The 19144-nt window shown below is 66.4% G+C and carries 20 protein-coding genes; 14 read left to right on the top strand and 6 right to left on the bottom strand.

The genetic code is table 11. The features are described 5' to 3' along the window. The first annotated feature begins 16 nt into the window (after positions 1-16). Positions 17-841 carry an undecaprenyl-diphosphate phosphatase gene (locus ACLF6J_RS02490; RefSeq protein WP_047519616.1) on the top strand — a complete coding sequence of 275 codons (825 nt, stop codon included), beginning with the start codon at positions 17-19 and terminating at the stop codon, positions 839-841. Positions 842-848: 7 nt separating this feature from the next. Here ACLF6J_RS02490 and ACLF6J_RS02485 read toward each other — a convergent pair whose 3' ends face one another. Further along, positions 849-1697 carry a PAC2 family protein gene (locus ACLF6J_RS02485; RefSeq protein ID WP_047519614.1) on the bottom strand — a complete coding sequence of 283 codons (849 nt, stop codon included), beginning with the start codon at positions 1695-1697 and terminating at the stop codon, positions 849-851. 90 nt (positions 1698-1787) lie between these two features. Between ACLF6J_RS02485 and ACLF6J_RS02480 the strand changes: the two genes are divergently transcribed. The 9 genes from ACLF6J_RS02480 to lnt are packed head-to-tail and all read left to right on the top strand — an operon-like array spanning position 1788 to position 11484. Beyond that, complete coding sequence (locus ACLF6J_RS02480) at positions 1788-2471, top strand: HAD family hydrolase (protein ID WP_256536394.1); 684 nt, start codon at positions 1788-1790, stop codon at positions 2469-2471. Then, positions 2468-3487, top strand: a complete 1020-nt coding sequence (locus ACLF6J_RS02475) for a tRNA (adenine-N1)-methyltransferase (protein WP_131491011.1) — start codon at positions 2468-2470, stop codon at positions 3485-3487. The genes ACLF6J_RS02480 and ACLF6J_RS02475 overlap by 4 nt, the downstream gene beginning before the upstream one ends. A 10-nt stretch (positions 3488-3497) precedes the next feature. Beyond that, positions 3498-4409 (top strand): hypothetical protein, encoded by a 912-nt coding sequence (locus tag ACLF6J_RS02470; protein WP_134353702.1) that lies wholly within the window; start codon positions 3498-3500, stop codon positions 4407-4409. Continuing rightward, positions 4409-5401 (top strand): helix-turn-helix transcriptional regulator, encoded by a 993-nt coding sequence (locus ACLF6J_RS02465; RefSeq protein WP_134353703.1) that lies wholly within the window; start codon positions 4409-4411, stop codon positions 5399-5401. The genes ACLF6J_RS02470 and ACLF6J_RS02465 overlap by 1 nt, the downstream gene beginning before the upstream one ends. After that, positions 5398-6381 carry a helix-turn-helix transcriptional regulator gene (locus ACLF6J_RS02460; RefSeq protein WP_134353704.1) on the top strand — a complete coding sequence of 328 codons (984 nt, stop codon included), beginning with the start codon at positions 5398-5400 and terminating at the stop codon, positions 6379-6381. Before ACLF6J_RS02465 ends, ACLF6J_RS02460 begins: the two co-directional genes overlap by 4 nt. Positions 6382-6425: 44 nt before the next feature. Then, the gene (tatA, locus tag ACLF6J_RS02455) at positions 6426-6662 is read left to right on the top strand and encodes a twin-arginine translocase TatA/TatE family subunit (RefSeq protein WP_047519604.1); all 237 of its coding nucleotides are present in this window, start codon (positions 6426-6428) and stop codon (positions 6660-6662) included. Between the two features lie 57 nt (positions 6663-6719). Further along, positions 6720-7478 carry a twin-arginine translocase subunit TatC gene (tatC, locus tag ACLF6J_RS02450; RefSeq protein ID WP_047519723.1) on the top strand — a complete coding sequence of 253 codons (759 nt, stop codon included), beginning with the start codon at positions 6720-6722 and terminating at the stop codon, positions 7476-7478. After that, entirely contained in the window at positions 7475-9949 is a 2475-nt protein-coding gene (locus ACLF6J_RS02445) for a DEAD/DEAH box helicase (protein ID WP_134353705.1), read from the top strand. Before tatC ends, ACLF6J_RS02445 begins: the two co-directional genes overlap by 4 nt. Positions 9950-9960: 11 nt before the next feature. Then, a complete protein-coding gene (gene lnt / locus ACLF6J_RS02440; protein ID WP_134353706.1) occupies positions 9961-11484 on the top strand; it encodes an apolipoprotein N-acyltransferase in 1524 nt (507 codons plus the stop codon). Here lnt and ACLF6J_RS02435 read toward each other — a convergent pair. From ACLF6J_RS02435 to ACLF6J_RS02420, 4 genes are all read right to left on the bottom strand, one after another. Further along, on the bottom strand, positions 11481-11864 hold the full coding sequence (locus ACLF6J_RS02435) for an RNA polymerase-binding protein RbpA (protein WP_047519600.1): 384 nt from the start codon (positions 11862-11864) through the stop codon (positions 11481-11483). The genes lnt and ACLF6J_RS02435 overlap by 4 nt on opposite strands. A gap of 124 nt (positions 11865-11988) precedes the next feature. After that, the gene (locus ACLF6J_RS02430) at positions 11989-12765 is read right to left on the bottom strand and encodes a glycerophosphodiester phosphodiesterase family protein (RefSeq protein ID WP_134353707.1); all 777 of its coding nucleotides are present in this window, start codon (positions 12763-12765) and stop codon (positions 11989-11991) included. Further along, the gene (locus ACLF6J_RS02425; protein ID WP_052193254.1) at positions 12762-13691 is read right to left on the bottom strand and encodes an SPFH domain-containing protein; all 930 of its coding nucleotides are present in this window, start codon (positions 13689-13691) and stop codon (positions 12762-12764) included. Before ACLF6J_RS02425 ends, ACLF6J_RS02430 begins: the two co-directional genes overlap by 4 nt. A gap of 8 nt (positions 13692-13699) precedes the next feature. After that, entirely contained in the window at positions 13700-14173 is a 474-nt protein-coding gene (locus tag ACLF6J_RS02420; RefSeq protein ID WP_134353708.1) for an NfeD family protein, read from the bottom strand. A gap of 122 nt (positions 14174-14295) precedes the next feature. Between ACLF6J_RS02420 and ACLF6J_RS02415 the strand changes: the two genes are divergently transcribed. Then, positions 14296-15060: an SDR family oxidoreductase gene (locus ACLF6J_RS02415; RefSeq protein WP_047519594.1), complete on the top strand. Its 765-nt coding sequence runs from the start codon at positions 14296-14298 to the stop codon at positions 15058-15060. 67 nt (positions 15061-15127) lie between these two features. Here ACLF6J_RS02415 and ACLF6J_RS02410 read toward each other — a convergent pair whose 3' ends face one another. Then, the gene (locus tag ACLF6J_RS02410; protein WP_134353709.1) at positions 15128-15724 is read right to left on the bottom strand and encodes an HdeD family acid-resistance protein; all 597 of its coding nucleotides are present in this window, start codon (positions 15722-15724) and stop codon (positions 15128-15130) included. Between the two features lie 183 nt (positions 15725-15907). On the opposite strand from ACLF6J_RS02410, the gene ACLF6J_RS02405 reads away from it, so the two are divergent. From ACLF6J_RS02405 to ACLF6J_RS02395, 3 genes are read left to right on the top strand one after another with little or no spacing between them, the layout of a single operon-like run. Next, the gene (locus ACLF6J_RS02405) at positions 15908-16306 is read left to right on the top strand and encodes a helix-turn-helix transcriptional regulator (RefSeq protein ID WP_131491104.1); all 399 of its coding nucleotides are present in this window, start codon (positions 15908-15910) and stop codon (positions 16304-16306) included. Between the two features lie 5 nt (positions 16307-16311). Beyond that, positions 16312-16722 (top strand): VOC family protein, encoded by a 411-nt coding sequence (locus ACLF6J_RS02400; RefSeq protein WP_134353710.1) that lies wholly within the window; start codon positions 16312-16314, stop codon positions 16720-16722. Between the two features lie 29 nt (positions 16723-16751). Next, entirely contained in the window at positions 16752-19106 is a 2355-nt protein-coding gene (locus ACLF6J_RS02395) for an ATP-binding cassette domain-containing protein (RefSeq protein WP_134353711.1), read from the top strand. The last annotated feature ends 38 nt before the right edge of the window (positions 19107-19144 follow it).

The raw sequence follows: 19144 nt of genomic DNA, 5'->3' as shown, positions 1-19144 counted from the left end.
CACCGAAAGCCCCTCCATGCACCTGTTCGAAGCACTGATCCTGGGCATCGTCCAGGGACTCACCGAGTTCCTCCCGATCTCCTCCAGCGCCCACCTCCGTATCCTCGGAACCTTCCTTCCGTCAGGGGAGGACCCGGGCGCGGCCTTCACCGCCATCACCCAGATCGGCACCGAGGCGGCTGTCGTCGTGTTCTTCTGGCGCGATATCGTCCGCATCATCACGCAGTGGTTCCGATCCCTCGTCGGCAAGGCCCCGCGCAACGATCCGGATGCCCGCATGGGGTGGATGATCATCATCGGCAGCATCCCGATCGTCGTCCTGGGGCTGCTCTTCCAGGACCAGATCGAAACCGTCCTGCGGTCGATGTGGATCGTCGCGATCATGCTCATCGTCTTCGGAATCCTGCTCGGCGTCGCCGACCACGTCGGTGCGAAGCGTCGCAAGCTCAACGATCTGACCTACCCCCACGGCGTCGCCTTCGGATTCGCTCAGGCATTGGCGCTGATCCCCGGGGTCTCCCGCTCGGGTGGCACCATCACCATGGGGCTGTTCCTGGGCTACGAGCGCGCTGCTGCCGCTCGCTATGCCTTCCTCCTGGCGATTCCCGCAGTCTTCGGCAGCGGTTTCTACCAGGTCTTCAAGAGCTGGGACGAGCCGTCGTTCTTCTCGTTCGGGGACACTCTCGCGGCCACCGGCATCGCCTTCGTGGTCGCGCTCGGGGTAATCGCGTTCTTCATGAGCTGGATCTCGAAGCGCAGCTTCCTGCCGTTCGTGATCTACCGGATCCTGCTGGGCACGGTATTGCTCGTGCTGCTCGGGACCGGGGTGATCGCGGCCTGATCCGGCGTCAGCGCTTGCGGTCGCCCGGTCCGTCGTCGCGGCGACGGAGGTAGCGCTCGAAAGCCTGCGCAATCGCGTCACCGGAGGCTTCGGGGGAGTCCCAGGTGTCTCGGGTGCGCTCGAGCTGGCGGATGTACTCGGCCATGTCCTCGTCATCGGCCGCTGCCGCATCGATCGAGGCTTCCCAGGCGGCGGCCTCGGTGCGGAGCGCCTGGCGGTCGACGTCGACGCCCGTGAGCTCCTCCAGCCGATCCAGGAGAGCGAGCGTCACTTTCGGTGAAGGCGTCGCCGAGGCAACGTAGTGGGGGACGCTGGCCCAGAGGCTCGCCGTAGGGATTCCCGCGTTCTCGGCGAAGTGCTCGAACACGGTGAGGATCCCGACCGGTCCCTCATAGAGCGAGCGTTCGAGTCCATGCGCCTCACGGACCTGCTCGTTCTGACTGGACGCGAAGATCGAGATCGGCCGGGTATGCGGAACATCCGAGAGCATCGCACCGAGGGTGACGAATCCCGTGATGTCGTCGCGCAGAGCGACGTCGATGAACTCCGAGGCGAACGCCTGCCAGGTACGTGCCGGTTCGGCTCCCGTGAGCAGCCAGAACTCCGGGCCGGGCGCGGGGTTCCGTGGGCGCCAGAGCCCGGCTTCCGGCCAGGTGAGCTGGCGGCGGCCCTCGGCATCCATGCGAGTCGACGGTCGCGTGTACTGGTAGTCGAAGTAGAGCTCGGGGTCGACCGAGTGCACGAGGTCGTACTCCGTCGACGTGCGCAGTGCCTCTATCGCGGCGCTGGCGGCTTCACCCGCATCGTTCCAGCCGTCGAAGGCGGCGATGACGATGCGTGGACCGAGAACATCCATCGAGGGCTCCCTTCGAGTTCGCAGATGTGATCCTTCCAGGCTAGTCCGCGACGGCGGGATGCGGGTGGCACCCCGGCTAGCATGGGTTCGGTGAGCAGAAAGCCCAGCGCAGTCCTGTGGGACATGGACGGAACACTCGTCGACACCGAACCGTATTGGATGGCCGCCGAGACGGCGCTGGTCGAGTCCTTCGGCGGATCATGGAGCCACGAAGACGCATTGCGACTCGTCGGCAGCGGTCTGATCGACAGCGCCGTGATCCTGCAGAACGCGGGTGTGGCGATGGAAGCCGAGGCGATCGTCTCGCACCTGACCGACGTCGTGCAGCAGTCGCTTCGCACTCAGGGTGTCCCGTTCCGGCCTGGCGCGCGCGAACTGCTCCGTGATCTCCGGGACGCGGGAATCCCCACCGGTCTGGTGACCATGTCACTGCGCCGGATGGCACTGGACGTCGTGGAACTGATCGACTTCGAGGCGTTCGACATCGTCGTCGCCGGTGATGACGTGGAGAACCCGAAACCGCATCCGGAGCCGTATCTGCAGGGGGCGGCACTCCTGGACGTCGACATCGCCGAGGCCATCGTCATCGAGGACTCGCCCACCGGGGTGCGAGCGGGACTTGCCTCGGGCGCAGTGACGCTGGCAGTGCCGCACATCGTGCCGCTGGACGGGCTCGGCGCGCACGATCTGTGGGCGACACTCGCCGGACGCGGCGCCGACGATCTCACCGACCTGTTCGACAGCCACAGCGCCGCGACAGGAGCGATCCGATGACCGATACCGCCGCGCCGCGGCCGAGCGGCCCGTTCCGCGCGGGCGATCGTGTTCAGCTCACGGGACCCAAGGGACGCCTGCACACCGTGACGCTCCGCGAGGACGGAGAGCTCCACACGCATCAGGGTGTTCTGCGCCACCGTGACCTGATCGGGCTTCCGGACGGTTCCGTCGTGGCGAACAGCTCCGGGCACGACTATCTGGCACTCCGGCCTCTGCTGCGTGACTTCGCGATGTCGATGCCGCGCGGCGCGGCGATCGTGTATCCGAAGGACGCCGCCCAGATCGTCATGCAAGCGGACATCTTCCCTGGGGCGACCGTGGTCGAAGCAGGTGTCGGTTCCGGTGCGCTGTCGCTGTCACTGCTGCGCGCAGTGGGTCCGGCAGGGAAACTGATCTCGTTCGAGCGTCGCGAGGACTTCGCCGATGTCGCGCGCGCGAACGTCGAGACCTTCTTCGGTGAGAACCCGGACACCTGGCGTGTCGTCGTGGGAGACCTCGTCGAAGCCCTGCCGACCGAGGTGCCGGCGGCATCCGTCGACCGCGTCGTGCTCGACATGCTCGCGCCGTGGGAGTGCATGGACGCCGTCGCCGACGCGCTCACCCCGGGTGGAGTGGTCCTCTGCTACGTGGCGACGGCGACGCAGCTCTCGCGAGTCGCGGAGTACATCAGGGGCACCGGGCTCTTCACCGACCCGGACGCGTCGGAGACGATGGTCCGCGGATGGCACGTCGAGGGACTCGCGGTGCGCCCCGACCACCGGATGGTCGCGCACACCGGCTTCCTCCTCACCGCGCGCCGACTCGCCCCGGGAGCGATCGCTCCTTCGGTCAAGCGCCGTGCGTCCAAGAGCAGCTACGGCGACGAGGACGTGGAGGCCTGGACGCCGGGAGCCGTCGGCGACCGCGAGATCAGCGACAAGAATCTGCGCAAGCGCGCGCGGGAGGCCGAGAAGGCGGCAGAGGGGGCACGCCTGGCGGCCGCTTCGCGCGATTCCTCGCACCCGACGGAATAGACTGGAGCGCGTGCGTAAAACGTCCGCCGTTCTGGCCTCCCTCAGCCTTGCCGTCCTCGCCCTGACCGGCTGCACCGTCGCGTCGCCCGACAGCGGTGCCGCCTGTGATCGTGGCACCGACGACAAGGTCTTGAACATCGCCGACGTGAGCGGCGACCTCGGCTCGGTTCCCGACGTCGACGTCTTCGGCCCGGTCAAGACGGACGAGACCTCGTTCGCCGACGTCACCGTCGGGGACGGTCTGGCACTCGGATCGGACTTCCAGCCCGTGGTGCTCGATATCGCCTTCTTCGGCGGAGACAGCGGCAAGGCTCTGTACAAGTCCGAGTTCAACGGCGACCCGAGCCGCGTGCACAGCATCGATTACTGGGCGCAGCGTTCCGCGGGTCTTGCAGACGTGCTGGAGTGCGCCACCGGTGGCAGCCGTGTCCTCGCCGTCCTGACTCCGGAGGACTTCGGGGCCCAGAACGTCCAGGCGTTCGGACTCGACGAGGGGGAGAACATCGTCGCGGTCATCGATGTGCTCGATGTCATGCCGTCGAAGGCGTCCGGTGCGTTGCAGTTCAACGACGCGCGCGGCCTTCCCAGCGTCGTGCGGGCTCCCGACGGCACACCCGGCATCATCGTCCCCGACGTTCCGGCGCCGACCGAGATCGTCACGCAGACGCTGATCAAGGGCGATGGTCCAAAGGTCGAGGAGGGCGACATCGTCGTCTCCAATGTCATGGGCGTCGACTGGGATGAGAAGACCGTGACCACGTCCTCGTGGGGCAAGGACGCGAGCGTGAGCGTCGCCGCCGAGCAGATGGTGGGCGCCACCGTCGGTTCGCAGCTCCTCGTCGTGTTCCCCGCAACAGAGAGCGCTCCCGCCGCCGCGATCGTCGTCGACATCCTGGGCGCAGTGGCGGCGCCGACGCAGTGATGGCCGCCCGTATCCCCGCGGAGGAGCGCCTGACGAATCTCGTCGTGGCGCTGATGGCCACGGAGATCGGGCTGACGAAGCAGCAGATCCTCGACAACGTCTCCGGCTACCGCCAACGAGCGGAAGCGGGCACGCGTTCCGATGCGCTCGAGAAGATGTTCGAACGCGACAAGGACGAGTTGCGGACGCTCGGCGTACCGATCGAGACGATCGGTGACGCCGCTGATCCGAACGATCTCCGCGAGGCCCGCTACCGTATTCCGCAGGCAGAATACGACCTTCCGAGTGACATCGTGTTCTCTCCGGCGGAACTGGCAGTGCTGCGTCTCGCCGGCAGCGTCTGGAGCGCGGAGTCCGTTTCCGGGGATGCACAGTCCGGCGTGCGCAAGATCCGCGCTCTCGGGATCGACGGTGACGAGCCGATCATCGGCTTCGCCCCACGCATCACGGCGCGTGACGCGGCGTTCGCTCCTCTCCAGGATGCGATCGAGCGCTGTCGTGTCGTCACATTCGACTACCTGAAGCCCGGCGAGGAGGCGCCGCGGCGACGACGCATTCGTCCGCTCGCCCTCGTCGACTACGAGGCTCGGTGGCATGTGTTCGGGATCGATGTCGATGTCGATGAGGACCGGACGTTCCTGCTGGGCCGGATCGTCGGAGACGTCAAGGTGAGTTCGACGGGCTTCGAGGCGTCTCTGCGGGACGGCGCGGGGGAGAGGGCTCTCGCCGGGCTCGAACGCGTCGCGTCGGAGAACTCGGCATTGCTCGAGGTCACGCCCGGCACCGAAGCCGCGCTCCGCCTCGGACGACGCGCGGTTCCGGCGACGCAGGGGATCCATGTTCCCTTCGTCGATCTGCACATCCTCGCGGATGAGCTGGCGTCCTACGGCCCAGAGGTCCGCGTGGTCGAGCCCGCCCCGCTCCGCGATGCGGTGATCTCCCGGCTCGAAGCAGTCGTCGATGCGCATGCTGATGCGGAGGACGCAGGATGAATCCGAAGCCCAAGCCGCTTCTCGCCGCCGAACGGGTGCGGCTCTATCTGACGCTCGTTCCTTATCTCCTCGAACACGGCCAGGTCTCGCTCGCCGAAGCGGCGGAGGAGTTCGGCGTCACGCCGCACGAGATGCGCGGGATGGTGGAGAAACTCACCGTCATCGGGCTTCCCGGGGAGTCCGGGTACTGGCAGCAGCCCCAGGAGATGTTCGACATCAACTGGGATCTGCTCGATCTCGAGGACGTCATCGAGATCACGAATGACGTCGCGCTGCGGCGAGTGCCTCGGTTCACCGCTCGTGAAGCCGCGGCCCTGCTCGCAGGCCTCCAGATGGTCGCGGCCGTGCCCGCGGTGTCGGACTCCGGACTCGTCGCGGGGCTCATCTCGAAGTTGTCCCGTGGCGCCGCCGATGCGCCCGCAGATGTCGTCGTCGCGCCGAGCGCGGTCGACGAGGTCCGCGAAGCAGTCGCGCGTGGCCTTCACGACGGTGTCGCGATCTCCTTCACCTACCAGGCCCCTGACGCCGCCCCGACCACACGCACGGTCGACCCGATGCAGATCCTGATCACCAACGGGCAGTGGTACCTGCAGGGGTGGTGCCACCTGCGTCAGGCGATGCGCACGTTCCATCTCGATCGTGTGAGCGCGCCCCAGCTGACGCAGATCCCGATCACCCACGGCGGGGATCACGTACCTGAGGCGTTCGCCGGTCTCGACGACGAGCGCGAGGTCACGGTGCGCGTGCCGGAACGCCTCGCCCCGCTGCTGGCCGGATTCGTCCCCACGGGGGAGCTCGAGGTGGTAGACGGTTTCGTGGCCACGCAACTGCACCTCGCCGACCCGCGCGGGATCAAGCGGCTCGCGGCGCGCTTCGGCGGGGCGATGGAGGTCATCGATCCCGGTGTCGCACGCACGGCCACCAGGGAGTGGGCCGCCTCGGGACTCGCGCTGTATCACCAGCCCGATGCGAAGAATTGATCTGTAGACTGAATCGAACGCTCACCGACGACGGGAATCCTGACATGTTCGCTGGAATGCAAGGCTGGCACCTGCTTATCGTGCTCGCCGTGATCCTCCTTCTGTTCGGTGCCGCCAAGCTGCCGGCGCTCGCGAAGAGCATGGGCCAGTCCGCTCGCGTGTTCAAGGGCGAGATGAAGGCGATGAAGGAAGAAGACGCGACCCGCGCAGATTCGACCGTCGCCGACCCCACCTCGGCCAAGGACTCGGGCGCTGACCCTGAGACTCCGCCTCGCGCCTGACCGGCCGTGGCAGCCATCGAACCGTCCGTGATGCCGAAGGCGGATCGGGATCGACGGATGTCGCTCGGCGCGCATCTCGTCGAACTGCGCAAGCGTCTGATGTACGCGGCGCTGGCACTCGTGGTCGGGATGGTCATCGCGTTCATCGTGGCGGACCCCGTGATCCACTTCATCACGGAACCGATCCGCATCATCACGGAGAAGCGCGGCGATAGCTTCAGCGCCCTGAACTTCGGTACGGTCACGTCCGCGTTCGACATGCGCATGCGTATCGCCTTCTCCATCGGTCTGTTCATCTCGGCGCCTGTCTGGCTCTGGCAGATCTGGGCGTTCATCATGCCCGGACTGACCCGCAAGGAGATCAAGTACACCGTCGGGTTCGTCGTCGCGGCGGTTCCGCTGTTCTTCGCCGGCTGCTATCTCGGCGTGATGATCATGCCGCACGTGATCGAGCTCATGTGGAGCTTCACCCCGGACGGCGCAACCAACTTCTACTACGCGCAGGAGTACTACGACTTCGTCTTCAAGCTGATGATCGTGATCGGCGTCTCCTTCGTGCTCCCCGTGTTCCTGGTGGCGCTGAATCTTTCCGGGGTCATGTCGGGCCGGGCGATCCTGAAGGGATGGCGTGTGGCCATCCTCATCGCAACCGTGTTCGCGGCCCTGGCGACGCCGGCAGCGGACGTGGTCAGCATGCTGATGCTCGCCGGAATCCTGATCGTCCTGTTCTTCGCCGCCGCCGGACTGTCCCTGATCTTCGATCGGCGCAAGCGGAAGCGTGACGATGCGTCAGGGCTCCTGCCGGACGCGGTATGAGTTCACCTTCCGAGAAGTACGCCCGGGCGCGCCAGGCGGCCGAGCACCCGGAGTCCTCCGCGTTCGCAGCGTTGCAGAAGTTCCAGCTGGATCCCTTCCAGGTGGCGGGGTGCCACGCGCTGGAGAACGGACACAGCGTGCTCGTCGCCGCACCGACCGGAGCGGGAAAGACGATCGTCGGCGAGTTCGCGATTCACCTCGCGATGCAGACGCCGACCGACAAGGCGTTCTACACGACCCCCATGAAGGCCTTGTCGAATCAGAAGTTCCGGGAGCTGGTCGACGTCTACGGTGCCGATCAGGTGGGGCTGCTCACCGGCGACACCAACATCAACGGCAACGCGCGCATCGTGGTGATGACGACCGAAGTCCTGCGCAACATGATCTACGCCGACTCCACGGCGCTCCGGGATCTCCGTTACGTGATCATGGACGAGGTCCACTACCTCGCTGACCGTTTCCGCGGCGCCGTCTGGGAAGAGGTCATCATCCACCTGCCTGCGCAGGTGCGGCTGGTCTCCCTGAGTGCCACGGTCTCGAACGCCGAGGAGTTCGGGGACTGGCTCGACACGGTGCGCGGCGACACCGAGGTGATCGTCTCCGAGATCAGGCCGGTGCCGTTGGAGCAGCATGTGCTCGTGCGGGACGACCTGCTTCCCCTGTTCGATGACCGCGCCGGCCTCGCCACGGCCCAGGTCAACCAGGAGTTGATGCGCATCCGCTCATCGACCGCGTCGACGTATGACAACAACCGACAGGCGCAGGCGTATCGGAGCAACCGGCATGCGGGCCGACAGGCGCAGCGCCCTTCCCGAGGAGGTCGCCGTCCCGTCCGTGCCGCGAATGCGCGCCGGATCGAACGGATGGATCGTCCGGATGTCGTGCGCCTTCTGGAGCGCTCGAACCTCCTCCCGGCGATCTTCTTCATCTTCAGTCGCGTGGGGTGCGACGCGGCCGTGCAGCAGGTGCGTCGCTCCGGCGTTCGTCTGACGTCGACGGAGGAGAGAGCCGAGATCCGTGCCATCGTCGAGGACCGCACCCGCACCCTCCAGGACGAAGACCTCGACGTCCTGGGCTACTGGGAGTGGCTGGACAACCTCGAACGCGGTGTCGCCTCTCATCACGCCGGTCTTCTGCCCGCCTTCAAGGAGGTCGTGGAAGAGCTGTATCAGCGCAAGCTCGTCAAGGTGGTGTTCGCGACCGAGACCCTGGCTCTCGGCATCAACATGCCGGCACGTACGGTCGTGCTCGAGAAGATGGAGAAATTCAACGGCGAGGCACGCGTCGCGATCACGTCGGGGGAGTACACACAGCTCACCGGTCGCGCCGGACGCCGTGGCATCGACGTCGAGGGCCACGCCGTCGTGCAGTGGACCGAGGGGATGGATCCCCAGGCCGTCGCTGCCCTCGCGTCCCGACGCACGTACCCCCTGAACTCGAGCTTCCGTCCGACGTACAACATGGCCGTGAATCTGATCGACATGTTCGGCAAACCCCGAGCGCGGCAGATCCTCGAGTCGTCCTTCGCGCAGTTCCAGGCGGATCGTGCCGTCGTCGGCCTCGCTCGGCAGGTGCGCGAAGCCGAGGAGTCGCTCGCCGGTTATCAGAGCGCGATGGCTTGTGAACACGGGAGCTTCCCGGAGTACGCCGCGATCCGCCGCGAACTGAGCGATCTCGAGAAGAAGAACCGCCAGGACTCCCAGGCGCCGCGAGCGTCACGGGACAAGCGGATGAAGCGCATCCAGACCCTGCGTACGCAGATGCAGCGCCACCCGTGCCACCGTTGTCCCGACCGCGAGGCTCATGCCCGCTGGGCGGAGCGCTATTGGAAGCTCAAGCGCCAGACAGACCGGATCCGGCGCCAGATCGAGACACGCACCGGAACGGTCGCGCGGGTGTTCGACCGCGTCGTCGAGGTCCTGGAGACACTCGACTACGTGACGCATGATGGTGCGGACACGACGCTGACGGATGCCGGACGCACGATGCGCCGCATCTACGGCGAGCGGGATCTGCTGGTGGCCGAGTCCCTGAGACAGGGGCTCTGGGCGGGCTTGGATGCTCCTTCGCTGGCAGCCATGGCCTGCTGCCTCGTGTACGAACCGCGACGCGATGAAGCCAACTCAGGGGAACGCGGCCTGCCGCGTGGCGCATTCCGCACCGCCTACGAGAAGACCACCACGCTCTGGGCGGAGCTGGACGACCTGGAACAGGACCACCATCTTCCCGGCAGTGAGCCTCTCGCCGCCGGTCTGGCGGGTGCCATGCATGCCTGGGCGCGCGGGGGAGCACTGGACCGGGTCCTGATCGACGCCGACATGGCAGCGGGAGACTTCGTGCGCTGGGCCAAGCAGACCATCGATCTGCTGGATCAACTCTCGATCGTCGCGGAGGATGCCGCGCTGGCGCGTACCGCGCGGAGCGCTCTCGACGGAGTCCGCCGCGGCATCGTGGCCTACTCGTCGATGTGAGGGTGGACACGATGCCCGAACGCCCCGCTCCGCAGCGCGCCCTTCTCCCGCTCTGGGCGGCCGTCCTCACCTCGGGCGTCGCCGCCGTCCTCATGGACCTGGCGTATCCGGAGGCAGCCGTCTGGGTTCTCGCTTTCCCCGCCGTGGGGCTTCTGCTCGTCGCGCTGATCGGCCGTCGCTTCGGTGGTGCTCTGCTCGTCGGACTCGTGTACGGAATTCTCTTCTTCGCGCTCATGGTGTCGTGGACGTCGCGCTATCTCGGTCCCATCCCCTGGGGTGCGCTCAGTGTCGTCGAAGGCGGACTCACCGCGTTCGCCCTCATTCCGATCGCTCTGGCCTACCGGTGGCTGCCTCGCGCCTTCCCCGGCGCCGCAGGGCGCCTCCTGGGGCTCCCGGCTGTGGTGGCCGCTCTCTGGGTCGGCAGGGAGCTCTTCGTCGGCTCCTGGCCCTACGGCGGCTTCCCATGGGCCCGGCTCGGCATGAGCCAGGCCGAGAGCCCGCTCGCCCCTGTGTCCTCCTGGCTCGGGGTCAGCGGACTCAGCTTCCTGATGGTGCTGCTGGTCGCGATGCTGGTGGAGGTGGTGCGGCTGCGCCTGTGGCGGTGGCCGCTCCGATTGTCGGCACCGGCCGTGGTCATCCTCGTGCTGCTGTTCACCCCGCTCTTCCCGACCTCGCCCTCGGGCTCGATGCGGATCGCGGCGGTGCAGGGGAACGGCCCGACGGGATACTTCGATGAGCGCGAAGCGTTCGCCGTGATCCAGGCGCAGACGGACGCCACCGCACCTCTGTATGGAGAAGACGTCGACCTGCTCGTGTGGCCGGAAGGGTCCTTGGACGCCGATCCGTTCCAGAACGACGCGATCGCCCGGCGGATGACCCTCGTCTCGAACCGCATCGATGCGCCTCTGCTCGCCAACGCGGCGACGGGGCGTGACGACGTCTACTTCAACACGTCGATGCTCTGGACGGCCGACGGCACGGCTACGCAGCTGCACGACAAGAGACATCCGGTCCCGTTCGGCGAGTACGTTCCGGATCGTCCCTTCTTCAACGCGCTGGCGCCCGATCTGATCGGTCTGATCCAACGGGAGTACACGCCCGGATCCAACCCACCGATCGTCGAGGTGGACGGCGTCACGATCGGCCTGGCCATCTGCTTCGACGTCATCTACGACGACGTCATCTGGGAAGGGCTGAACGACGGTGCCGAGGTCCTGGTGTTCCAGACCAACAACGCCGACTTCCGCGGCACCGACGAGAACCTCCAGCAGCTCGCGTTCGCACGGATGCGCGCGATCGAGACCGGTCGCAGTGTCGTGAACGTGTCGACGGTCGGCACCAGCCAGGTCATCCGCGCGGACGGCTCGACCGTCACGAGCCTCGACGCAGGAGAGGCCGGTGCGATGCTCGACGATGTCGAACTTCGCACCGGCCTCACAGCGGGTGTGGTCCTGGGCCCCGTGATCCAGCAGCTGCTGCTCTGGGGCGGTGTCGGCGCGCTCCTCTTCGGGTGGTGGCGCGCCAGGGGGCGTTAAGCCCCGATCTTCTCCCGCGTCGGGTCTTCTCCTGCACCGCGACGGGCGCGGATGAAGGCGAGGCGCTCTTCCAGGAGCTCCTCGAGCTCCGCACGCGTGCGGCGCTCCATCAGCATGTCCCAGTGGGTGCGTGCGGCCTTCTCATCGCTTGCTTCGAGCGTCACGGCCTCGCCGTCGACGTTCAGACGGGCTTCCGCGCCGCACGCACGGCACTCCCACGTCTGGGGCGGCTCGGCGTCCGCTGCGAACATCAGGTTCGTGACGTGTCCGCACGTGTCACAGGTATAGGTCGTTTCGCGGCGCTCCATGAAAACGACGCCCTCTTCGCTCTGTAGGCTCTGGGCGCCGAGCCGGATGCCGCGCAGGCTGCGATCTGCCATTTTGTGGTCCTCTCGTCGCTGTCAGGTATAACGCTCCAGCCTGTGCGCTTCATCCACGCGGGCGACTTCGCGGCGGAATTCACAGCCGAATCCCAGCGCCGGAGGTTATGGGGCGCGTCGGCGACTAATCCGCAGAGAGCGTGGCCAGTGCGACGTCGGCACGGTCGGACACGATGCCGTCCACTCCGGCCGCAACGAGTCGGAGCATGTCGATGGGGTCGTTCACGGTCCAGACGTGGATCTCGACGCCGCGGCGGCGGGCGGCGCGGAGCAGGGCCGGGGTGAGTACGGTCAGCTTCCCGTGGCGCTCCGGGATCTGAAGCGCATCGATGTCTTCGAGCACACGACCGGGGGAGAGGTGCAGTGCGGAGAGTGCTCGGAGAGCGGCGATGGTGCGGCTCCCTGCGGAGGTGGCCGGTCGGAGCGCGGCGCCCGCCTTCAGCACGGACGCGACCGTTTCACGGCGGTTGGCGTCGGAGAAGCTCGTCACCAGCACGCGGTGAGTGTGGTCGGCGAGGATCGGCCCGAGTGGCTCGACAGCGGCGGACGTCTTCACGTCGACATTGAAACGGACCTCGGGAAACGAATCGAGTGCCTCCGAGACGGTGAGCAACCCGCCATGGTCGGCGAACATCTCGCGCAGTTCGCGCGTGCGCACGTCGCGGACGGCTCGCTTGTCGCCCAGGAGGCGATCGAGTGTCGAATCGTGGAACAGCACGACGTCACCGTCGGCGGTCACCTGGCAGTCGGTCTCGACGTACTCGGCGCCGGCGGCATGGGCGGCGGCGATGGCTGCGGCCGAGTTCTCCCAGACGCCCGAGTCCTCGCCGGCCGCGGTGATCAGACCGCGGTGGGCGAGGACTCGGGGGTGCCGTGCCTTCGAGAAGTACGGGTGCGTCACGCGCCCGGCAGTGTGTTGGTCGGGCCCTGGCCCGGCTTCGGCGTGAATGCGCTGCCGATGCCCTTGAGCGCCTCGGTGAGTTCGCTCGGGATGATCCACAGCTTGTTGGACTGGCCTTCGCTGATCTTCGGGAGCATCTGCAGGTACTGGTACGCGAGCAGCTTGTCGTCCGGCGCACCCTGATGAATGGCGCTGAAGACGTTCTGGATCGCTTCGGCTTCACCCTGGGCACGGAGCACCGCAGCCTGCTTGTCGCCCTCTGCCCGGAGGATCTCGGCTTGACGGGAGCCCTCCGCTTCGAGGATCGCCGACTGCTTGGTGCCCTCGGCGGTGAGGATCGCCGCGCGACGGTCACGCTCGGCGCGCATCTGCTTCTCCATGGAGTCCTGGATCGAGATGGGCGGGTCGATCGCCTTCAGCTCGACGCGTCCGACACGGATGCCCCACTTGCCCGTCGCCTCGTCCAGCACGACGCGCAACTGGCCGTTGATGTTGTCGCGACTGGTGAGTGCCTCTTCGAGGTTGAGCCCACCCACGACGTTACGCAGGGTGGTGGTGGTCAGCTGCTCGACGGCACCGAGGTAGTTCGCGATCTCGTAGGTGGCGGCGCGGGCATCGGTGACCTGGAAGTACACGACGGTGTCGATCGAGACGACGAGGTTGTCCTCGGTGATCACCGGTTGCGGCGGGAACGAGACGACCTGCTCGCGCATGTCGATGAGCGGACGAAGACGGTCGATGAAGGGGACCAGGATGTTCAGTCCTGGCGTGAGGGTCTTGTGGTAGCGCCCGAGGCGCTCGACCACGCCGGCAGTCGCCTGGGGAATGATGCGGATGGCCCGTGCGACGGTGACCACCACGAAGATGATCACGGCGATGGCGAGGATCCATCCGATCGCTGCGGGGATGAACGATGCGTCGTCCACGGGAACTCCTAGTCGTTGACGGGTCGGACGATGGCGGTGGCGCCGTTGATCACGCTCACGGCGATCGGCGCCCCCGAGGGAATGGGAACGGGGGTCGAAGTCCGCGCGGTCCAGGTGTCGCCGTTCGCGAGCTTCACTTGCCCGGAGATCTGGGTGACCTCACTCAGGGCCACACCGCGCAGGTCGAGAAGGGCATCGACGTTCGATTTCGTCGGATCCTCCCCGCGGTGCAGACGCTTGAGCAACGGGGGGCGCAGGAAAAGGATGAAGACCGCCGCAGCGGCCGCTGCGATGATCACCTGCACCCACACCGGCACACCCAGCAGATCGGTCACGAGACCGACGACGCTGCCGAAGGCGAGCATGAGGAACGTGAAGTCCAGCGAGAGCATCTCGATGACGAGGAAGACGGCGATCAGGACCAGCCAGCCGATCCAGGCCCATTGGTCGATGAACGTGACGAATGTCGTGAAGTTGTCCATGCGGCCTCCTTTCTGGTCAACGTACCACGCGGAGGCCCGCCCATCGGGGTGCCCCGGCGCGCGCTTGATAGTGTGAGAGGGCCGTGCGATCACGGCTTTTTCACGCATCATGAGGAGTCACCGTGACCGACGTTCTTCCCGCAGGATCCCTCGAAGGCAAGGTCGCGCTTGTCACCGGTTCATCACGCGGGATCGGCGCCGACACCGTGCGCTACCTCGCGGAGGCCGGCGCCGATGTGGTCATCAACTACCGCAACAAGGCGCCGCGAGCAGAGAAGCTCGCCACGCAGCTGCGCGAGCTCGGTCGCCGCGCGCTCGTCGTCGGCGCGGATCTCACCGATCCGGCCTCGGTCGCCGAGATGTTCGAGGCGGTCCGCGCTGAGTACGGACGCCTCGACGTGCTGGTGCTCAACGCGTCCGGTGGCATGGAGTCGGGGATGGCGGAGGACTACGCGCTCACGTTGAACCGTGACGCGCAGCTGAACGTGCTCGAGGCTGCGACGCCGCTGCTCGGAGACGGTGCACGGGTGGTCTTCGTCACCAGCCACCAGGCCCACTTCATCCGCACCACGCCCACGATGCCGGAGTACGAGCCGGTCGCGCTGTCGAAGCGAGCCGGGGAAGACGCGCTTCGTGAGCTCATCCCGAGCCTTGCCGAGAAGGGGATCGGCTTCACGGTCGTCTCCGGAGACATGATCGAGGGAACGATCACTGCGACCCTGTTGGAGCGGGCGAACCCCGGCGCGATCGCCGAGCGGCGGGAGTCGGCAGGCAAGCTCTACAACGTCTCCGAGTTCGCTGCCGAGGTGGCCAAGGCCACGGTCGATCCTGTGCCGGCTGACAACACACGCCTGGTCGGCGATGTGAGCGCGTTCGCCGCGGAGTGACCTCCGACCTACGGAACGGCCCCGTCCTGCTGGATGCAGGACGGGGCCGTTCTGTTCGCGGGGGAGATCAGCTGGCCGTGCCTCCCTGAACGGCGGCCACATACTCCTTCTCGTCCTTGCCGAGCGTGAAAGCACGCACGATCTGGATGATGCCGAGAACGATCAGCGAGATGCCGAGCAGCAGCCAGAATGCGAAGCCGGCGATCAGCGGCGAGAACAGGACGATGATTCCGGCGACGATGCTCAGGAGTGCGTAGAGAACGGTCCAGACGCGCGAGCCATCGCTGCCCAGAAGCGTCAAGGCCACGACGCCATCGACGATCCAGCTGATGCCGATGAAGATCACGACCACGAACGCGAGCGTGGCCGCGGCTGCATTCAAGTTGAAGAACGCGATGATGCCCGCCGCGACGTAGAGCAGTCCGAGGACGATGTGCCCCACGCGGGCCCATCCGCCCTTGGCGCTCGAGAAGATGCCCAGCCCGATGTAGACGAGTCCGGCGACGACCAGGTAGGAGGCGAAGATCGCCGTCACGATGACCGCGGACTTCACCGGCCAGACGAGGAGGACGATTCCGGCGACGAGCGCGAGAACACCGGCGACGGCGAGCGAGATGCGAATCGATTTGAACAGTGACTTCGCCTCGGTGAGTGGTTCAGACATGGTGGGGGACCCCTTTCTGAGAAGATCCTGTGAGGATGCTTCCTCAGGGTAGCGCCCTCGCCGCCCCAGATGGGGAGGAGTCGCCGTTCGCGTTTCATTCCGTCACACCAGGACACCCGGCGTCATGGCACTATCGACTTCGTGACGGGTCCGGATGATGCGCGCTTGCGCGAGCTCACAGTGATGCGAAGAGTGCGGGATCGCATCGATCGCGAGTATGCCCGGCCGCTCGATGTCGAGGCGCTGGCCCGGGGTGTGCACATGTCGGCGGGGCATCTGAGTCGGTGCTTCCGGGACGCATACGGCGAATCGCCGTACTCGTACCTGATGACGAGACGGATCGAGCGGGCCATGGCGCTTCTGCGCCGTGGCGACCTCACGGTCACCGAGGTCTGCTTCGAAGTCGGCTGCTCATCGCTCGGCACGTTCAGCACCCGGTTCACCGAGCTGGTCGGTGTCTCACCCCGCGTGTACCGTGAACGAGCAGCGCACGTCGAAGGGATTCCCTCGTTCCAGGCAAAGCAGGTCACACGACCGATCAGGAATCAAGAAGCACCCCGCATCGATGCCCATCTAACGTGAACACCATGAACATCAGCATCCACTACGCCTTCCTGCCTCACACCGACGCCGAAGCCGCGCTCGGGTTCTACCGCGATGCGCTCGGCTTCGAGGTGCGCAACGACGTCGGGTACGACGGTCTCCGCTGGCTCACGGTCGGACCGGAGGGACAGCCCGAGACATCGATCGTGCTTCACCCGCCGGCAACCGACCCCGGCATCACCGACGCCGAGCGGCAGACGATCCTCGAGCTGATCGCCAAGGGCAGCTATGCCGCGCTCACCCTCGCGAGCGACGACCTCGACGGGCTCTTCGAACGGCTCGTCGAAGGTGGGGCAGACGTCGTGCAGGAACCCATGGACCAGCCGTACGGCGTCCGCGACTGTGCTTTCCGGGATCCGGCAGGCAACCTGCTCCGTATCAACCAGACCGCCTGAGCCCTCCACCGAATCGACGAAGGACGCTGATGACCACCGAGCACCCCGCCGACACCCACGACCTGATCCGTGTTCAGGGCGCGCGCGAGAACAATCTGAAGGATGTCAGCGTAGAGATCCCGAAGCGACGTCTCACCGTGTTCACCGGAGTCTCGGGGTCAGGCAAGAGCTCCCTCGTCTTCGACACGATCGCCGCGGAATCCCGCCGGATGATCGATGAGACGTACAGCGCTTTCGTGCAGGGGTTCATGCCGTCGGTGCCGCGTCCCGACGTCGACGTCCTGGAGGGACTGACCACGGCGATCATCGTCGATCAGGAACGACTCGGAGCGAATCCGCGCTCGACCGTCGGCACGGTCACCGATGCCAACGCGATGCTGCGCATCCTGTTCAGCAAGCTCGGGCAGCCCTACATCGGCGGACCGACCGCGTTCTCGTTCAACATCCCGACGCAGAAGGCCAGCGGCGTCATGACCGGTCCCGGCGGCGAGAAGAAGATCGTGAAGGATGCGATCTATCTGGGCGGCATGTGTCCGCGTTGCGAGGGGAGGGGAGCGGTGTCGGACCTCGATCTCACGCAGATCGTCGACGAGTCCAAGTCGCTCGATGAGGGCGCCATCATGGTCCCCGGCTACACCGCCGACGGGTGGATGGTGAAGGGCTTCTCCCAGTCGGGGTTCTATCCGTCCGACAAACCGATCGCGGAGTTCACGGACAAGCAGCGGCATCTGTTCCTCTACGGCGAGGTCACGAAGGTGAAGATCTCGGGGATCAACATGACCTACGAAGGTCTGATCCCCAAGATCACGAAGGCGATGCTCTCGAAGGATCTCGACGCACTCCAGCCGCATATCCGAGCCTTCGTCGAACGCGTCGCCACCTTCGCGGTCTGCCCGGAGTGTGACGGCACGCGGCTCACTGAAGGTGCGCGCTCTTCGAAGATCGAGGGCATCAGCATCGCGGATGCGTGCCGAATGCAGGTGACCGACCTGGCTGAGTGGGTGCGCGGCCTGGATCTTCCCGGCGCCGGACCGCTGTTGCAGGCGCTCAGCGCCAACCTGGACGCATTCGTCACGCTGGGACTGGGATATCTCAGCCTCGAGCGGCCGTCGGGCACGCTGTCCGGGGGAGAGGCGCAACGCATCAAGATGCTGCGGCACCTCGGCTCCTCGCTCACGGACATCACCTACGTGTTCGACGAGCCGACGATCGGCCTGCACCCGCACGACATCCAGCGGATGAACGGCCTGCTGCTGCAACTGCGCGACAAGGGGAACACCGTCCTCGTCGTCGAGCACAAGCCTGAGACCATCGCGATCGGCGATCACGTCGTGGATCTGGGGCCGGGAGCCGGCAGCGCGGGCGGAGAGATCTGCTACGAGGGATCGGTCGAGGGGCTGAAAGCGAGCGGAACGAAGACCGGAGATCATCTCGAAGACCGCGCGACGTTGAAGGACGAGGTGCGAACGGGGTCGGGAACGATCGAAGTGCGCGGCGCATCGGCGAACAATCTGCAGGACGTCGATGTCGATATCCCCACCGGAGTCCTCACCGTCGTGACCGGCGTCGCCGGGTCGGGCAAGAGCTCACTCATCCATGGATCGGTGTCCAATCAGGATGGCGTCGTCGCGATCGACCAGGCCGCCATCAAGGGGTCCCGCCGCAGCAACCCTGCCACCTACACAGGACTCCTCGAACCGATCCGGAAGGCGTTCGCGAAGGCGAACGGCGTGAAGCCGGCGCTGTTCAGCGCGAACTCGGAAGGCGCCTGTCCGTCATGCAAGGGGGCGGGCGTCATCATCACCGAACTCGGTTTCATGGACACGATCGAGACGCCGTGCGAGGACTGCGGAGGTAAGCGCTTCCAGGCAGGCGTGCTGGAGTACAAGCTCGCGGGCAAGGACATCACCGAGGTCCTCGATCTGCCGGTCGCCGAGGCCCGGCTCTTCTTCGGTGACGGCGAGGCGAAGCTGCCCGCCGCAGCGGCGATCCTCGGTCGCATGGAAGACGTGGGACTCGGATATCTGTCGCTCGGGCAACCGCTGTCGACGCTGTCGGGCGGCGAACGCCAGCGCCTCAAGCTCGCGATCCAGATGGGGGAGAAGGGCGACGTCTACGTGCTCGATGAGCCCACGACAGGATTGCACCTCGCGGATGTCGACAAGATCCTGGGCCTGCTGGATCGACTCGTCGACGCGGGGAAGACCGTGATCGTCATCGAACACCATCAAGCAGTCATGGCGCACGCGGACTGGATCATCGACATCGGCCCGGGCGCCGGTCACGACGGCGGGAAGATCGTCTTCGAGGGAACTCCGAGAGATTTGGTATCCCAAAAGGCGACGCTCACGGGGGAGCACCTCGCGGAGTACGTCAGAGCGTGAGTCGGGCAGGGGGATAGTCCGCCCGGAGTTGCGCCCCG

Source organism: Microbacterium sp. IO18, assembly GCF_049099505.1.
GTDB lineage: Bacteria > Actinomycetota > Actinomycetes > Actinomycetales > Microbacteriaceae > Microbacterium > Microbacterium aurugineum.
Note: the sequence above shows the minus strand (reverse complement) of the source record. Positions and strands in the feature narration are given on the sequence as shown.

Excerpts from the sequence above, each read along its gene's own strand:
- ACLF6J_RS02400 (WP_134353710.1), top strand. The coding sequence starts at position 16,312 with ATGAACATCAGCATCCACTACGCCTTCCTGCCTCACACCGACGCCGAA.
- ACLF6J_RS02435 (WP_047519600.1), bottom strand. The coding sequence starts at position 11,864 with ATGGCAGATCGCAGCCTGCGCGGCATCCGGCTCGGCGCCCAGAGCCTA.
- ACLF6J_RS02410 (WP_134353709.1), bottom strand. The coding sequence starts at position 15,724 with ATGTCTGAACCACTCACCGAGGCGAAGTCACTGTTCAAATCGATTCGC.
- tatA (WP_047519604.1), top strand. The coding sequence starts at position 6,426 with ATGTTCGCTGGAATGCAAGGCTGGCACCTGCTTATCGTGCTCGCCGTG.
- ACLF6J_RS02420 (WP_134353708.1), bottom strand. The coding sequence starts at position 14,173 with ATGGACAACTTCACGACATTCGTCACGTTCATCGACCAATGGGCCTGG.
- lnt (WP_134353706.1), top strand. The coding sequence starts at position 9,961 with ATGCCCGAACGCCCCGCTCCGCAGCGCGCCCTTCTCCCGCTCTGGGCG.
- ACLF6J_RS02485 (WP_047519614.1), bottom strand. The coding sequence starts at position 1,697 with ATGGATGTTCTCGGTCCACGCATCGTCATCGCCGCCTTCGACGGCTGG.
- ACLF6J_RS02395 (WP_134353711.1), top strand. The coding sequence starts at position 16,752 with ATGACCACCGAGCACCCCGCCGACACCCACGACCTGATCCGTGTTCAG.
- tatC (WP_047519723.1), top strand. The coding sequence starts at position 6,720 with ATGTCGCTCGGCGCGCATCTCGTCGAACTGCGCAAGCGTCTGATGTAC.
- ACLF6J_RS02460 (WP_134353704.1), top strand. The coding sequence starts at position 5,398 with ATGAATCCGAAGCCCAAGCCGCTTCTCGCCGCCGAACGGGTGCGGCTC.
- ACLF6J_RS02490 (WP_047519616.1), top strand. The coding sequence starts at position 17 with ATGCACCTGTTCGAAGCACTGATCCTGGGCATCGTCCAGGGACTCACC.
- ACLF6J_RS02465 (WP_134353703.1), top strand. The coding sequence starts at position 4,409 with ATGGCCGCCCGTATCCCCGCGGAGGAGCGCCTGACGAATCTCGTCGTG.
- ACLF6J_RS02475 (WP_131491011.1), top strand. The coding sequence starts at position 2,468 with ATGACCGATACCGCCGCGCCGCGGCCGAGCGGCCCGTTCCGCGCGGGC.
- ACLF6J_RS02445 (WP_134353705.1), top strand. The coding sequence starts at position 7,475 with ATGAGTTCACCTTCCGAGAAGTACGCCCGGGCGCGCCAGGCGGCCGAG.
- ACLF6J_RS02405 (WP_131491104.1), top strand. The coding sequence starts at position 15,908 with ATGCGAAGAGTGCGGGATCGCATCGATCGCGAGTATGCCCGGCCGCTC.